At 64.3% G+C, this 15,577-nt stretch carries 16 protein-coding genes; 1 reads left to right on the forward strand and 15 read right to left on the reverse strand.

All coding sequences use genetic code 11. The features are described from left to right. Positions 1 to 105 precede the first annotated feature (105 nt). From rnhB to rpsB, 15 genes are all read right to left on the reverse strand, one after another. The gene (gene rnhB / locus WFQ67_RS05420) at positions 106 to 708 is read right to left on the reverse strand and encodes a ribonuclease HII (protein WP_213625909.1); all 603 of its coding nucleotides are present in this window, start codon (positions 706 to 708) and stop codon (positions 106 to 108) included. Continuing rightward, positions 708 to 1,841, reverse strand: a complete 1,134-nt coding sequence (gene lpxB, locus WFQ67_RS05425) for a lipid-A-disaccharide synthase (protein ID WP_337056344.1) — start codon at positions 1,839 to 1,841, stop codon at positions 708 to 710. Before lpxB ends, rnhB begins: the two co-directional genes overlap by 1 nt. Positions 1,842 to 1,845: 4 nt before the next feature. Continuing rightward, positions 1,846 to 2,622, reverse strand: a complete 777-nt coding sequence (gene lpxA / locus WFQ67_RS05430) for an acyl-ACP--UDP-N-acetylglucosamine O-acyltransferase (protein ID WP_111261662.1) — start codon at positions 2,620 to 2,622, stop codon at positions 1,846 to 1,848. Then, the gene (gene fabZ / locus WFQ67_RS05435) at positions 2,619 to 3,059 is read right to left on the reverse strand and encodes a 3-hydroxyacyl-ACP dehydratase FabZ (RefSeq protein WP_031287666.1); all 441 of its coding nucleotides are present in this window, start codon (positions 3,057 to 3,059) and stop codon (positions 2,619 to 2,621) included. Before fabZ ends, lpxA begins: the two co-directional genes overlap by 4 nt. A 48-nt stretch (positions 3,060 to 3,107) precedes the next feature. After that, positions 3,108 to 4,166 (reverse strand): UDP-3-O-(3-hydroxymyristoyl)glucosamine N-acyltransferase, encoded by a 1,059-nt coding sequence (lpxD, locus tag WFQ67_RS05440; RefSeq protein ID WP_337056345.1) that lies wholly within the window; start codon positions 4,164 to 4,166, stop codon positions 3,108 to 3,110. 1 nt (position 4,167) lies between these two features. Then, positions 4,168 to 4,671: an OmpH family outer membrane protein gene (locus WFQ67_RS05445; RefSeq protein ID WP_031287668.1), complete on the reverse strand. Its 504-nt coding sequence runs from the start codon at positions 4,669 to 4,671 to the stop codon at positions 4,168 to 4,170. Positions 4,672 to 4,714: 43 nt separating this feature from the next. Then, on the reverse strand, positions 4,715 to 7,066 hold the full coding sequence (gene bamA / locus WFQ67_RS05450) for an outer membrane protein assembly factor BamA (RefSeq protein WP_111261664.1): 2,352 nt from the start codon (positions 7,064 to 7,066) through the stop codon (positions 4,715 to 4,717). A gap of 74 nt (positions 7,067 to 7,140) precedes the next feature. Continuing rightward, positions 7,141 to 8,490, reverse strand: coding sequence for an RIP metalloprotease RseP (gene rseP, locus WFQ67_RS05455; RefSeq protein ID WP_337056346.1), 1,350 nt, complete (start codon positions 8,488 to 8,490; stop codon positions 7,141 to 7,143). 15 nt (positions 8,491 to 8,505) lie between these two features. Next, positions 8,506 to 9,696, reverse strand: a complete 1,191-nt coding sequence (gene ispC, locus WFQ67_RS05460) for a 1-deoxy-D-xylulose-5-phosphate reductoisomerase (RefSeq protein ID WP_337056347.1) — start codon at positions 9,694 to 9,696, stop codon at positions 8,506 to 8,508. Further along, positions 9,693 to 10,508, reverse strand: coding sequence for a phosphatidate cytidylyltransferase (locus WFQ67_RS05465; RefSeq protein WP_337056348.1), 816 nt, complete (start codon positions 10,506 to 10,508; stop codon positions 9,693 to 9,695). Before WFQ67_RS05465 ends, ispC begins: the two co-directional genes overlap by 4 nt. Before the next feature lie 2 nt (positions 10,509 to 10,510). Beyond that, a complete protein-coding gene (uppS, locus tag WFQ67_RS05470; RefSeq protein WP_111261668.1) occupies positions 10,511 to 11,257 on the reverse strand; it encodes a polyprenyl diphosphate synthase in 747 nt (248 codons plus the stop codon). Positions 11,258 to 11,268: 11 nt separating this feature from the next. Further along, a complete protein-coding gene (gene frr / locus WFQ67_RS05475) occupies positions 11,269 to 11,826 on the reverse strand; it encodes a ribosome recycling factor (RefSeq protein ID WP_111261669.1) in 558 nt (185 codons plus the stop codon). Beyond that, positions 11,823 to 12,566, reverse strand: coding sequence for a UMP kinase (gene pyrH, locus WFQ67_RS05480; RefSeq protein ID WP_111261670.1), 744 nt, complete (start codon positions 12,564 to 12,566; stop codon positions 11,823 to 11,825). The genes frr and pyrH overlap by 4 nt, the downstream gene beginning before the upstream one ends. Before the next feature lie 201 nt (positions 12,567 to 12,767). Then, positions 12,768 to 13,637 carry a translation elongation factor Ts gene (gene tsf, locus WFQ67_RS05485; RefSeq protein ID WP_173171730.1) on the reverse strand — a complete coding sequence of 290 codons (870 nt, stop codon included), beginning with the start codon at positions 13,635 to 13,637 and terminating at the stop codon, positions 12,768 to 12,770. Between the two features lie 126 nt (positions 13,638 to 13,763). Continuing rightward, complete coding sequence (rpsB, locus tag WFQ67_RS05490; protein ID WP_111261672.1) at positions 13,764 to 14,507, reverse strand: 30S ribosomal protein S2; 744 nt, start codon at positions 14,505 to 14,507, stop codon at positions 13,764 to 13,766. Positions 14,508 to 14,775: 268 nt separating this feature from the next. Here rpsB and map point away from each other — a divergent pair, with 268 nt between their 5' ends. Beyond that, positions 14,776 to 15,558: a type I methionyl aminopeptidase gene (gene map / locus WFQ67_RS05495; RefSeq protein ID WP_111261673.1), complete on the forward strand. Its 783-nt coding sequence runs from the start codon at positions 14,776 to 14,778 to the stop codon at positions 15,556 to 15,558. Positions 15,559 to 15,577: the final 19 nt, after the last annotated feature.

Raw genomic sequence — 15,577 nt, forward strand, 5'->3', positions numbered from 1 at the left:
GGATTGTACAGCGGAAGCGGCAGCTGGCTTCAAGTCGGGAACGGCCGGTCGCCGGCACGAACGCCGGCAGGCCGATGAAACGGTGCCCGGGAGGGCCGGAAGGAATCAGTCGACGCCTTCGATCACCGCCCGGACCGGGGCGAAGGAGCGCCTGTGGATGGGCGTCGCGCCCAGGCGTCGCAAGGCTTCCAGGTGCACCGGCGTCGGGTAGCCCTTGTGCCCGCCCATGCCGTAGCCCGGGTAGAGCGCGTCGAGCGCCTGCATCTCGCGGTCGCGGCTGACCTTGGCCAGGATCGACGCAGCGGCGATGGCCGGCACCTTGGCGTCACCCTGGATCACCGGCGCGCTGGGCACCGCCAGTTTCGGGCAGCGGTTGCCGTCGATCAGCGCCAGCTTCGGGGTGACAGCGAGGCCTTCGACCGCGCGCTGCATGGCCAGCATGGTCGCGTGGAGGATGTTGAGGCGGTCGATCTCTTCCACCTCGGCGCGAGCGATGCACCAGGCGAGGGCCTTCTCGCGGATCTCGTCGAACAGCGCCTCGCGACGCGCTTCGCTGAGCTTCTTGGAATCGTTGAGGCCGAGGATGGGGCGGGCCGGATCGAGGATCACCGCAGCGGTGACCACCGGACCACAGAGCGGGCCGCGACCGACCTCGTCGACGCCGGCCACCAGTTCCTCCACCAGGGTGAAATCCAGTCCGAGCTGCATCAGCGATTCCCTATCAGGTCGAGCACCGCGCCCGCGGCTTCCTTGGAAGCATCGAGACGCAAGGTACGGTGGATGCGATCAAAGCCTTCGGTCTGCACGTCCCCGCCGTCGAGCAGCGGCACAAGGGTCTGGGCCAGCGCCTCGGGCGTCGCGGCGTCCTGCAGCAATTCGGGCACCAGCAGGCGCTGGGCCAGCAGGTTGGGCAAGGACACGTAGGGGCTCTGCACCAAGCGCTTGAGAATCCGATATGTCATGGGCGCGACCTTGTAGGCCACCACCATGGGGCGCTTGTACAGCAGCGCTTCCAGGGTCGCCGTGCCCGAGGCGATCAGCACCGCGTCGCAGGCAGCAAGGGCCTGGTGCGAGCGGCCGTCCAGCAGGGTCAGCGGCAGGTTGCGGCCGGCGAGCATCTGCTCCAGCTGCTGGCGCCGCGCTGGGCTGGCACAGGGCAGCACGAAATGCAGGCCCGGGCGCATCGAGCGCATGCGCTCGGCGGCGTCGAGGAACAGGCTGCCGAGGCGACCGACCTCGCCACCACGGCTGCCGGGCATCAGCGCCACCAGGGCGGCGCCGTCCGGCACCCCGATGGCGGTGCGAGCCGCAGCGCGGTCGGCTTCCAGCGGAATGGTGTCCGCCAGCGGATGGCCGACGAAGCGCACCGGCACCTGGTGGGCCTCATAGAACTGCGCCTCGAAGGGGAACAGGGTGAGCATCAGGTCGCAGCCTTCGCGGATCTTCAGCACGCGCTTCTGCCGCCAGGCCCAGACGGAGGGGCTGACGTAATGCACGGTGCGGATGCCGGCGCGGCGTAGCTTGAGTTCGACGCCCAGGTTGAAATCCGGGGCATCGATGCCGATGAAGACGTCCGGGCGGGCGTCGATCAGGGTGGCGATCAGGCGCTTGCGGCGACTCAGCAGTTCGGGCAAGCGGCCGAGCACTTCGACCAGCCCCATCACCGCGAGACGCTCCATGGGGAAATAGGAAGCCAGGCCCTCCGCTTCCATCAGCGGACCACCCACGCCAATGAACTCGGCATCGGGATGACGGGCCTTGAGGGCTTGCATGAGGCCGGAGCCTAGGATGTCGCCGGACGCCTCGCCGGCGACCAGCGCGATGCGCAATGGACGGGTCATGAGATCAGCGCGTGATGCCGCGGGTCGAGGACTGGATCGAGTCGCGGAACACCGCGACCTCGGGGAATTGCGCGGAGGATTCGGCGAGTTCGGCCAGCGCCTGCTCGACGGTCAGGCCCTGACGGTAGACGACCTTGTAGGCCCGACGCAGGGCCTGGATCGCCTCGGCGGAAAAACCACGGCGGCGCATGCCTTCGAAGTTCATGCTGCGCGCCTCGGCCGGGTTGCCGAAGACGGTCACGTAGGCAGGTACGTCCTTGCCGATGGCGGTACCCATGCCGGAGAAGCTGTGGGCGCCGATGCGGCAGAACTGGTGCACCAGGGTGAAGCCGGAGAGGATCGCCCAGTCGTCCACGTGGACATGGCCCGCCAGCGCCGTGTTGTTGACCAGGATGCAGTGGTTGGCGATGACGCTGTCATGACCGATATGCACGTAGGCCATCAGCAGGTTGTGGTCGCCGATGGTGGTCTCGGAGCGATCCTGGACGGTGCCACGGTGGATGGTCACACCTTCGCGGATCACATTGTGGTCACCGATGACCAGGCGGGTGGGTTCACCCTTGTACTTCAGGTCAGGCGTGTCCTCACCTACCGAGGAGAACTGGTAGATACGGTTGTGCCTGCCGATGCGCGTGGGGCCCTTGATGACCACATGGGGACCGACCACGCTACCCTCGCCGATTTCCACATCGGGTCCGATGATCGACCAGGGGCCGACCTGGACGTCATCCGCCAGCCGGGCTGACGGATCGATGATGGCGCGAGGGTCGATCAAACTCATAATTTGCGTTCCGCACAGATGATTTCAGCCGAGCAGACTTCCTTGCCATCGACGCTGGCCTGGCACTCGAACTTCCAGATGCTGCGCTTGACGCTGCGGAAGCTGGCTTCGAGGATCAACTGGTCACCCGGCAGCACAGGCTGGCGGAAGCGCAGCTTGTCCGAGCCGACGAAGTAGTACAGGGTGCCGTCGGCAGGCTTCACGTCGAGCATCTTGAAGCCGAGTATGCCGGCGGCCTGGGCCATCGCCTCGATGATCAGCACACCCGGCATGATCGGGTGTTCGGGGAAGTGGCCGTTGAAGAATGGCTCGTTGATGCTGACATTCTTATAGGCGCGAATGCGCTTGCCCTCGATATCCAGATCCACGACCCGATCCACAAGAAGGAAAGGGTAGCGGTGCGGCAGGTATTCGCGAATCTCGTTGATGTCCATCATTTTCCTGGAGCCTTAAAAGGGGATTGGGGATGCGCGGCGCTGCGCGGGTCACGCATCAGATGAAGCATCCCCGCCCGGGGTCACTGACGCCAGGCGCTTTTCCAGCTGCTGCAGACGACGCGCCATGTCATCCAGCTGGCGAATCCTGGCTGCGCTCTTCTTCCATTCCGCCGCAGGTTGCATGGCGGTACCGGAGGAATAGGCACCAGGCTCGGTAATGGAACGGGTCACCATGGTCATGCCGGTGACGAACACGCCATCGCAGACCTCGATATGCCCGACCATGCCGACGCCGCCTGCAATCATGCAGTTGCGGCCGATCTTGGTACTGCCGGAAATACCCACGCAGCCGGCCATGGCGGTGTTGTCACCGACCTGGACGTTGTGGGCGATCATGATCTGGTTGTCCAGCTTCACGCCGTTGCCGATCAGGGTGTCGGCCAGGGCGCCACGGTCGATGGTGGTGTTGGCACCGACCTCGACATCGTCGCCCAGGGTGACACCGCCGATCTGCGCGATCTTCTGCCAGACCCCCTTCTCGTTGGCGAAGCCAAAGCCCTCGCCGCCGATCACGGCACCCGACTGGATCACCACGCGCTTGCCGATACGCACATCGTGGTAGAGCGTCACGCGGGGCGCCAGCCAGCCGCCCTCGCCTATCACGCTGCGTGCGCCCACGACGCTGTACGCGCCGATGGTGACACCGGCGCCGACCTGCGCACCGGACTCGATCACCACGCCAGGCCCGATGCTTGCCGACGGATCGACCTTGGCATCGGGGGCGACCACTGCACTCGGATGGATGCCAGGCGCGGCGACGGGCCTGGGATCGAACAGGTGGGAGAGCCGGGCATAGGCCAGGTAGGGATTGGGCACCAGCAGCGCATCACCGGCGAAGCCTTCGGCATCGGCCGGAGTCAGCAGTACGGCGGCGGCACGGGTATCGGCGAGGAACTTGCGGTACTGCGGGTTGGCCAGGAAGGTCAACTGGTCGGGACCAGCGTCCTGCAGCGTAGCCAACCCGGAGACAACCCTGGTCTCGTCGCCACGCAGGGTGGCGTCGAGACGCTCGGCCAACTGGCCGAGGGTGAAGGTCGCGACGGTCATATCAGCGCAGTTGGTTCATGCGCTCGATGACCTGGCGAGTGATGTCGTACTGAGGCTTGACATCGATCACCGCACCGCGCTCCAGCACCAGGTCGTAGCTGCCCTTCTTCAGGACTTCTTCGACGGCCTGGTCCAGCTTCGGCTTCAGTTGCTTGAGCATTTCGCGGTCGGCAACGGCCTTGGCTTCGTTCAGTTCCTTGGACTGGAACTGGAAGTCACGGGCTTTCTGCTTGAACTCGAGCTCCAGGCGCTCACGCTCGGCCTGCTGCATCTTCTCGCCTTCCTTGACCAGACGATCCTGGATGCGCTTGGCATCGCTTTCCAGGGTCTTGAGCTTGGTCAGCTGGGGGCCGAACTTCTTCTCGGCATCCACGGCGTACTTCTTCGCCGAGTCCGATTCGAGGAGCGCCATCTGATAGTTCAGTACCGCAACTTTCATCTCGGCAAAAGCCGGAGAGGCCATCAGGGCCGCGGCAACCAGAACGATTTGAGTCAACTTACGCACGATGCACTCCTGCAACAAACACTGTTGTCTTCTTGATCAGCAATTAGAAAGTCTGGCCCAGGGAGAACTGGAATACCTGGGTGTCGGCATTGTCCGGCTTCTTCACCGGCATGCCCAGGCTGAAGCTCAACGGCCCCAGCGCGGTGATCCAGGTCAGCCCCACACCTACGGAGCTGGCGAGATCGCCTGCGTTGATGCTGCTGCAGTTGGTCGCGGTGGACGAGCAACTGGTGTCGAACACGTTACCCACATCCCAGAACAGCACGGTACGCAGCTGACGCTGGTCCTTGACGAAGGGCAGCGGGAACAGCAGCTCAACACCGCCCTGCACCAGAACGTTGCCACCGAAGGGCAACGGGTCCTGGTCCGGGTCGGCGATGGTGCCGGGGTTGCGGCCGGTACTCGGGGTGCTGCGCGGGCCGAGGCTGCTGTCCTCGAAGCCACGCACCGAGTTGAAGCCGCCGGCGAAGTAGTGCTCGTAGAACGGCAGCTCGGAGGTGGAGCCGTAGCTGTCGCCGTAGCCCAGTTCGGTGTGCCAGCGCAGCGCGGTGCTCTGGCTCAGCGGGGTGAAGAGCTGGGCACGGTAGTCGAGCTTGAAGAACGACAGGTCGCTGCCCGGCAGCGTGCTTTCCAGCACCAGGCTCTGGGAATGGCCACGGTTGGCCAGCACGCCACGGTTCAGGGTCGATTCGGACCAGCCGATGGAGCCCTTGAAGTTCAGGTACTTGTCGCCTTCCTGACGGATGAAGTCGAAGATCTCGTCGACGGTGTAGCGGCCGGTGCCGATCTCGTCCTGCTGCACGGTCAGGCCGAAGGTCAGGCGCGAGGTCTCGTTGATCGGATAGCCGACGCTCACGCCGCCACCGAGGCTGTCCACCGAGTAGCTGGATACGTCGACATCAAGATCGTCGTAGTCGGTGGTGCGGTAGAAGGCGTTGTAGCCCAGGCTCACGCCGTCGACGGTCCAGTAGGGGTCGACGAAGCCGAAGTTGTAGCGGGTCTGGTACTCGGAACGGGTCAGGCCGATGCTGACCTTGTTGCCGGTACCGAGGAAGTTGTTCTGGCTGATCGAGCCGCCGAGGATCAGGCCCGCGCTCTGGGCGAAGCCGACACTGGCGGTGATGGAGCCGGAAGGCTGCTCTTCGACGCTGTAGTTGACGTCGACCTGGTCGTCGGTGCCCGGCACCTGCGGGGTCTCGACGTTGACTTCCTTGAAGAAGCCCAGACGTTCCAGGCGGGTCTTGGACTGGTCGATCAGGTAGGTCGAGGCCCAACCACCTTCCATCTGGCGCATTTCGCGGCGCAGCACTTCGTCCTCGGACTTGGTGTTGCCACGGAAGTTGATGCGGTTGACGTAGGCGCGCTTGCCCGGATCGACGGCGAAGGTCACGGAGACGGTGTGATCCTCGTCGTGGGCCTGGGGCACGCCGTTGACGTTGGCGAAGGTGTAGCCTTCGTTACCCAGGCGGCGGGTGATCAGCTCGGAGGTGGTGGTCATGATCTTGCGGGAGAAGACCTGGCCTTCCTTCACCAGCAGCAGCGACTTGACCTCTTCTTCCGGCACCTTCAGGTCGCCGGAGAGCTTCACGTCGCGGATGGTGTATTTCTCGCCTTCGTCGACGTTGACGGTGACGTAGACGTGCTTCTTGTCCGGGGTGATGGATACCTGGGTGGAGGAGATATCCATGTTGATGTAGCCGCGGTCCAGGTAGTAGGAGCGCAGGCGCTCAAGGTCACCGGAAAGCTTCTCGCGGGCATACTTGTCATCGTTCTTGAAGAACGACAGCCAGTTGGTGGTCTTCAGCTCGAAGAGGCCGATGAGGTCCTCATCGGGGAATACGGTGTTGCCCACCACGTTGATGTGCTGGATGGCGGCGACCGTGCCTTCGTTGATGTTGATCTTCAGCGCGACGCGGTTGCGCGGTTGCGGGATCACCTCGGCTTCGATCTCGGCGGAGTAGCGGCCCTGGGCCACGTACTGGCGCTGCAGCTCGTTGCGCACGCCTTCGAGGGTCGCGCGCTGGAAGATCTCGCCTTCGGAGAGGCCGGACTGCTTCAGGCCCTTGAGCAGGTCTTCGCTGGTGATGGCCTTGTTGCCTTCGATCTCGATGCTGGAAATCGACGGGCGCTCGACCACACTGATCACCAGGACACCACCATCGCGGCCGAGCTGGATGTCCTGGAAGAAACCGGTCTTGAACAGGGCGCGAGTGGCTTCAACCAAGCGGCGGTCATCCGCCTGATCGCCGACGTTGAGCGGCAGAGCACCGAACACGCTGCCGGCGGATACCCGCTGCAGGCCGTTTACGCGGATGTCGGAGATGGTGAAGGACTCGGCGTGAACTTCGCCGATCATGAGTGCGGCGAGCACCGCAGTTAGCAACAGGCGTTTCATGAAGTCCTTTTTTATTCCAACTGATAATAAGGAATCTGCCGCGAAGGGCGGCAGATCCGGAATTCAGCGACGCGTTACAGACGGCCCAGATCGTTCACCAAGGCCAAGAGCATGACCCCGACGACAAGACTGATGCCGATCTGTACCCCCCAAGCTTGCACCCGCTCTGACAGTGGTCGTCCACGCGCCCATTCGATCAGGTAGAACAGCAGGTGCCCCCCGTCCAGGACGGGAATTGGCAACAGATTGAGAACCCCCAGGCTTATGCTCAGGTAGGCCAGGAAATTCAGGAAATCCCCCACGCCGGACTGGGCTGAAGCGCCCGCCACTTTAGCAATGGTTATCGGCCCGCTCAAGTTTTTTACCGAGAGCTCGCCGAGCAACATTTTCTTTAGGGAATCCAGAGTTAGCAGGCTCATGGACCAGGTCCGCGCCGCTGCCTCGCCGACCGCATCGAGCGGGCCGAAGCTCACCTCGCGCAGCATCTCGGCCGGCCACTCACCCGCCTTGACGCCGGCACCGAGGAAGCCGCTGCGGGCGTCACCCTCGCCACGCGCCCCCAGGGTGACGGGAATTTCGGCGACCTGCCCCTCACGCTCGTAGCTCACCGTGATGCGCTGGCCCGGGCGGCTGCGGACGAAATCCACCAACTGCTGCCAGTCGTCCATCGCCTGCCCATCGAGGGCCCGGATGCGATCGCCCGGGCGCAGCCCGGCGGCCTGGGCCGGACCCTCCGGCACCTCGTCCAGCAGCGGCGGCATGGCTGGACGCCACGGCCGGATGCCCAGCGAACCGATGGGATCTGGTTCGTCAGCGCCTTTCAGCCAGTCGTTGAGCTGCAGGCGCAGCGGGGTCTCGGCAGTCGAGCCCTGGCTGCGCACCACCAGGTTCAGATCGCCGCTCTCGCCGAGACGACGCACCAGCTGCAGGTTGACGCCGACCCAGCCGGTGACGGCCTTGCCATCGACGGAAAGGATTTCCTGCCCGACCTGCAGGCCGGCCTGCGCGGCGATGCTGTCGGCGGCAACGGAGCCCACTACCGGACGCACCTGCTGCGTGCCCAGCATGGCCAGGATCCAGAAGAACAGCAGCGCGAGGAGGAAGTTGGCGATGGGCCCGGCGGCGACGATGGCGATGCGCTGCCCCACGGGCTTGCGATTGAACGAACGGTCGAGCTCCGCAGCGGGCACTTCGGCCTCGCGTTCGTCGAGCATCTTCACGTAGCCGCCCAGGGGGATGGCGGCGATCACGAACTCGGTGCCATGGCGGTCATGCCAGCGGACCAGCGGGGTACCGAAACCGACGGAGAACCGCAGCACCTTGACGCCGCAGCGACGAGCGACCCAGAAGTGGCCGAACTCGTGGAAGGTGACCAGCACCCCCAATGCCACCAGGGTGCCCAAGACCATGTATAGCGCGCTCATCGAGAACCTCCGGGCTCAACGCCCGTGACGGGCCAACCAATCCTGCGCCGCAGCGCGTGCGCGGGCGTCCGCGAGCAGCACGGCGTCCAGCGTTTCGACCGCCAGCACCGATTCGCGGTTCAGCACCTCGTCGATGATACTCGCGATCTCCGTGAAGCGAATGCGCCGCTCGAGGAAGGCCGCGACAGCCACCTCGTTGGCGGCATTGAGCATCGCCGGGGCACTGCCACCTGTCTCCGCCGCCTGTCGCGCCAGGCGCAGGCAGGGGAATCGCGTCTCGTCGGGCTCCTGGAAATCCAGCCGACCGATACGGAAAAGGTCCAGCGCAGAGACCCCCGAATCGATGCGCTCCGGCCAGGCCAGGGCATGGGCGATAGGCGTGCGCATGTCGGGGTTGCCCAATTGGGCGAGCACCGAGCCATCGACGTAATCGACCAGGGAATGAATGACGCTCTGGGGGTGGATCACCACCTCGACCTGGGACGGGCTCGCATCGAACAGCCAGCAGGCTTCGATCAGCTCGAGCCCCTTGTTCATCATGCTCGCCGAATCCACGGAGATTTTCCGCCCCATGGACCAGTTGGGATGGGCGCAGGCCTGTTCGGGGCTCACCTCATGCAGCACATCCAGCGAGGTTTCGCGGAACGGGCCGCCGGATGCGGTGAGGAGGATGCGCCGTACGCCGACCTGCGCGAGGCCACGGGAATAGTCCCCCGGCAGGCACTGGAAGATCGCGTTGTGCTCGCTGTCGATGGGTAGCAGCACCGCCCCACTATGCCGCACCGCCTGGATGAACAGCGCCCCGGACATCACCAGGGCTTCCTTGTTGGCCAGCAGCACGCGCTTGCCGGCCTCGACGGCTGCCAGGGTCGGCTTGAGGCCGGCCGCGCCGACGATGGCGGCCATGACCGCATCGACCTCGGGATGGGACGCGACCTCGCAAAGCCCGCCCTCCCCCACCAACACCTCCGTGGTCAGGCCGGCACCCTGGAGCCCGGCCTGCAGGTGGCGGGCGGACTCCTGGTCAGGCACCACGGCATAGCGCGGACGGTGCCGCAGGCACAGGGCCTGCAACTCGGACAGGCGGGAGAAACCGCTCAGGGCGAAAGCTTCATAGCGCAGAGGATGGCGCGCGATGACATCCAGGGTGCTGAGGCCGATGGAACCGGTGGCTCCCAGCACGGTGATGCGTTGCGGACGGCTCACAGACTGCCCCAGCCGGCGACCCACAGCAGCGCAGCGAACATCGGGATGGCGGCGGTGAGGCTGTCGATACGGTCGAGCACGCCACCATGGCCAGGCAGCAGGTTGCTGCTGTCCTTGATGCCGGACTGGCGCTTGAACATGCTTTCGGTGAGGTCGCCCACCACCGAGATCAGCACCACCAGCGCGGCGCCGAGCAACCCGGCGAGCAGCACGCCGCCGTCCCAGCCGCGGAAGATGCCCACGCCCAGGGTGATCAGCAGGCTGGTGCACAGGCCGCCAATGAGGCCTTCCCAGCTCTTGCCGGGGCTGACCGCAGGGGCCAGCTTGCGCTTGCCGAAGGCCTTGCCGGAAAAATAGGCGCCGATATCAGCGGCCCAGACCAGCACCATCACGGCGAGGATCAGCCAGTTCGCCAGCGGCCACTGCTTGAACAGCACCAGCCCCTGCCAGGCCGGCAGGAGGATCAGCAGGCCGATCACCAGCTTGCCGGCGGAGCCACCCCAGTAGCGGCTGGAGCCCGGATAGCCGAGCACCAGCAAGGTCGCGGCCAGCCACCAGAGGATGCCGACGGCCAGGACCCAGGGCGCCAGGGCCGGCGCCTGGTAGAGGCCGAACAGCAGGGCCGCGACCAGCGCGGCGTAGCCGACACGGGCGGGCTGGGCGTCGAAGCCGGCGAGGCGCGCCCATTCCCAGCCTCCGAGGCTGACCACCAGGCCGATGAACAGCGCGAAGGCGCCGCCATCGAGCAGGAAGAAACCTCCCAGCGCGATGGGCAGGAGCACCAGCGCGGTGATGATTCGTTGTTTGAGCATCGTTAACGGGCCTCGGCTTCTATCTGTTCGCTGGTCTTGCCGAAGCGGCGCTGGCGCGTGGCGTAGTCGCCCAGGGCCTTGCGCATGGCTTCGTGCTTGAAGTCGGGCCAGAACAGATCGGAGAAATACAGCTCGGCATAGGCCAGCTGCCAGAGCAGGAAGTTGCTGATGCGATGCTCGCCCCCGGTGCGGATGCACAGATCGGGCAGCGGCAGGTCGCCGGTGGCCAGGCAGTTCTGCAGCAGCCCGGGCGTGATCTCGTCCACCTGCAGGTGCCCGGCCTGGACTTCACGGGCCAGGCGCTGGGCGGCCTGGGTGATGTCCCATTGGCCACCGTAGTTGGCGGCGATCTGCAGGGTGAAGCGGTGCTCGCCAGCGGTCAGCAACTCGGCTTCGCGCATGGCGGCCTGCAACTCGGGATGGAACCGCGAACGGTCACCGATGATGCGCAGGCGGATCTGGTTGTCGTTCAGGCGCCGCGCCTCCCGGCGCAGGGCCGAGAGGAACAGCTCCATCAGCGCGCCGACCTCCTCGGCCGGACGCTGCCAGTTCTCACTGGAGAAAGCGAAGAGCGTGAGCACCTCGACACCCGCCTCGGCGCACACCTCGATCACCGCACGGACGGCATCGACACCGGCCTTGTGACCGGCGACGCCCGGCAGCAGGCGCTTCTTGGCCCAGCGATTGTTGCCATCCATGATGATCGCCACATGACGCGGGATCGCTGGAGAAACGCCTTTCTTGTCCATATGGGGTGCCGTCAGACAGCCATCAGGTCGTTTTCTTTGGCTTCCAGGCCCTTGTCGACCTCAGCGACGAACTTGTCGGTCAGCTTCTGCACATCATCGGCAGCGCGACGCTCGTCGTCCTCGCTGATTTCCTTTTCCTTCACCAGGTCCTTCAGCTGCGCCAGGGCATCGCGGCGGATGTTGCGCACGGCGATACGGGCGTTCTCGGCTTCAGCGCGGGCCTGCTTGGTGTAGCCCTTGCGGGTTTCCTCGGTCAGGGCCGGCATCGGGACGCGGATGGTGGTGCCGGCGGTGGCCGGGTTGAGGCCGAGGTCGGAGGTCATGATGGCCTTCTCGACCGCCTGGATCATGCTCTTGTCGAACACGGTCAGGGCCAGGGTACGGGAGTCCTCGGCCGTCACGTTGGCCACCTGGCGCAGCGGGGTATCGACGCCGTAGTAGGACACCATCACGCTGTCCAGGATGCTCGGATGTGCACGGCCGGTACGGATCTTGGCGAAGGCATGGCCCAGGGACTCCAGGGTCTTGGTCATGCGCTCCTGCGCGTCCTTCTTGATCTCGTTGATCATTGCTCGCCCTCCTCGATCAGGGTTCCTTCGGCGCCACCCACAACGATGTTCAGCAGGGCACCGGGTTTGTTCATGTTGAAGACCCGCAGCGGCATCTTCTGGTCACGGCACAGGCAAATCGCCGTCAAGTCCATCACGCCCAGCTTGCGATCCAGCACCTCGTCATAGGTGAGGTGCTCGAACTTCTCGGCGTTCGGGTCCTTGAAGGGGTCGGCAGTGTACACGCCATCCACCTTGGTGGCTTTCAATACCACGTCGGCGTCGATCTCGATCGCACGCAGGCAGGCGGCCGAGTCGGTGGTGAAGAACGGGTTGCCGGTACCGGCGGAGAAGATCACCACTTCGCCGCTCTTGAGGTGGCGCATGGCCTTGCGGCGATCGTAGTGGTCGGTCACGCCGACCATGGAAATGGCCGACATCACCAGCGCGGGGATATTGGAACGCTCAAGCGCGTCGCGCATGGCCAGGCCGTTCATCACGGTGGCCAGCATGCCCATGTGGTCGCCGGTGACCCGATCCATGCCGGCCGCGCTGAGGGCCGCGCCACGGAACAGGTTGCCGCCGCCGATGACCAGGCCGACCTGGACGCCGATGCCGACCAGTTGACCGATTTCCAGAGCCATGCGGTCCAGGACCTTCGGGTCGATCCCGAACTCCTCGGACCCCATCAGGGCTTCGCCGCTGAGTTTGAGCAGAATGCGTTTATAGCGAGGTTGGCGACCACTCACCTGCTGAGCCATTACGAGTTCTCCTGCGGCGCATTGAATTCATGGAGCACGGGGCTCCGCTGTCCTGGAGCGTAGCTTCGACTACGCACGCGGCACTTGGTGCCCGCCTGGCGGACATGGCCACGGAAACCGCCCCGAAAGGGTTCCCCAGTTTGACGAAGAGGCCGCGCGCGTTAGCGGGCAGCCTCTTGCGGGGCGACAGCCTAGGCCGTCTTACTGCTTGGTTGCAGCGACTTGTGCAGCAACTTCGGCAGCGAAGTCCACTTCGACCTTCTCGATGCCTTCGCCTACTTCGTAGCGAACGAAGGAAACGATTTCGGCACCGGCTTTCTTGGCCAGGTCACCGACCTTGACTTCCGGATCCTTGACGAACGGCTGCTCGACCAGGCTGGCTTCGGCGAGGAACTTGGCGATACGGCCCTTGACCATGTTCTCGACGATGTTTTCCGGCTTGCCGGCGATCTTGTCGGCGTTCAGTGCCAGGAAGATTTCCTTTTCCTTGGCAACGGCTTCTTCGGAAACCTGGGAAGCGTTGAGGAACTGCGGGTTGCTGGCAGCCACGTGCATGGCGATGTCGCGAGCCAGCTCGACGCTGCCGCCCTTGAGGCTAACCAGGACGCCGATGCGGTGGCCGTGCAGGTAGGCACCCACGACATCACCCTCGACGCGGGTCAGGCGACGGATGTTGACGTTTTCGCCGGTCTTGGAAACCAGGGCCAGGCGAGCTTCTTCGCGGGAGGCAACCAGCGGAGCGGCGTCGGTCAGCTTCTCTTCGAAAGCCTGCTCGATGGTGGCGGCGACGAAGTTCTTGAAGTCGTCCTGCAGAGCCAGGAAGTCGGTCTGGGAGTTGACTTCGATGATCACGGCGGCCTTGTTGTCGGCAGCGACCTTGACGGCGATGGCGCCTTCGGCGGCGATGTTGCCGGACTTCTTGGCGGCCTTGATGGCACCAGCGGCGCGCATGTCGTCGATGGCCTTCTCGATGTCGCCATCGGCGGCGGTCAGGGCCTTCTTGCAATCCATCATGCCCAGGCCGGTACGCTCGCGCAGTTCTTTAACCAGGGCTGCAGTAATCTCTGCCATGTTCGCAATCCTCTTGAATAGGTTTTCAACCATTCAGCCCGGCATTCCGGGCAGACAATATCGGAGGTGGCAAAAAGGGGGCCTAGCCCCCTTCTTGCGCACCGGGTAACGCTAAGCGCGCTGGCCTCAGCCTTCGGCAGCCTCGGAAGCGGCAGCTTCTTCGACGAACTCGTCAGCACCGCCGTTGGCGTTCTGACGGCCACGCAGCACGGCGTCGGCCATGGCACCCAGGTACAGCTGAACGGCGCGGATGGCGTCGTCGTTACCCGGGATGATGTAGTCAACGCCTTCCGGGCTGCTGTTGGTATCGACAACGCCGATGACCGGGATGCCCAGCTTGTTGGCTTCGGTGATAGCGATGCGCTCGTGGTCGACGTCGATCACGAACAGAGCGTCCGGCAGGCCGCCCATGTCCTTGATGCCACCCAGGCTGCGTTCCAGTTTTTCCAGATCGCGGGTGCGCATCAGCGCTTCTTTCTTGGTCAGCTTGGTGAAAGTGCCGTCCTGAGCCTGGGTTTCCAGGTCGCGCAGGCGCTTGATCGACTGACGGATGGTCTTGTAGTTGGTCAGCATGCCGCCGAGCCAGCGGTGATCGACGTACGGGGAGCCGCAACGAGCAGCTTCTTCGCGGACGATCTTGCCAGCGGAACGCTTGGTGCCGACGAACAGAACCTTGTTCTTGCCTGCAGCCAGTTTTTCAACGAAGGACAGGGCCTCGTTGAACATCGGCAGGGTTTTTTCCAGGTTGATGATGTGGATCTTGTTACGCGCGCCGAAAATGAACTTGCCCATTTTCGGGTTCCAGTAACGGGTCTGGTGGCCGAAGTGCACACCGGCCTTCAGCATATCGCGCATGTTGACTTGGGACATGATAGTTCCTTGATAAGTCGGGTTAGGCCTCCACGCATCCCAATCTCCAACCCTTGCGGGCACCCAGGAAATCGTGTCGATACGTGTGTGGGTTCGAGCCTTGCGGGCAGAGTGCCCGTAAAGCGGCGCGTTTTATAGCACAAAAAACTACTCGAAGCTATAAGCTCAAAACCCGAAGCGAGACTCTCCGGGCGCTCTTCCGGCTTCAAGCTTCGGGCTTCCAGCTGTTAAGATTGCGCTCTTTATATAGAAACGCTCGAGAACCGCCATGACCGTGACCATCAAGACGCCCGCAGAAATCGAAAAAATGCGCGTGGCAGGCCGCCTGGCCGCCGAAGTCCTGGAGATGATCGGCGAGCACGTCAAACCCGGTGTCACCACCGAAGAGCTCGACCGTATCTGCCACGACTACATCGTCAACGTGCAGAAGGCGATTCCCGCCCCGCTCAACTACAAGGGCTTCCCCAAGTCCATCTGCACCTCGATCAACCACGTGGTCTGCCACGGCATCCCCAACGAGAAGCCGCTGAAGGATGGCGACACGCTGAACATCGACGTGACCGTCATCAAGGACGGCTACCACGGCGACACCAGCCGCATGTTCCATGTCGGCAAGGTCCCGGTCTGGGCCGAGCGCCTGTCCCAGGTGACCCAGGAGTGCATGTACAAGGCCATCCAGCTGGTCAGGCCGGGCTGCCGCCTGGGCGATATCGGCGAAGTGATCCAGAAGCACGCCGAGAAGAACGGTTTCTCGGTGGTGCGCGAATTCTGCGGCCACGGCATCGGTGCGGTGTTCCATGAAGAGCCGCAGATCCTCCACTACGGTCGCGCCGGCACCGGGATGGAACTCAAGGCCGGGATGACCTTCACCATCGAGCCGATGATCAACCAGGGCCGTGCCGAGACCAAGGTACTGGGCGACGGCTGGACCGCCATCACCAAGGACCGCAAGCTCTCCGCGCAGTGGGAACACACGCTGATGGTGACCGAGACCGGCTACGAGATCTTCACCCTGCGCAGCGACGACACCATTCCCCGGGTTTCCGCCTGAGTCCCGACAACGCCCCACA

Source organism: Pseudomonas sp. USHLN015, from assembly GCF_037153275.1.
GTDB classification, from domain to species: domain Bacteria; phylum Pseudomonadota; class Gammaproteobacteria; order Pseudomonadales; family Pseudomonadaceae; genus Metapseudomonas; species Metapseudomonas tohonis.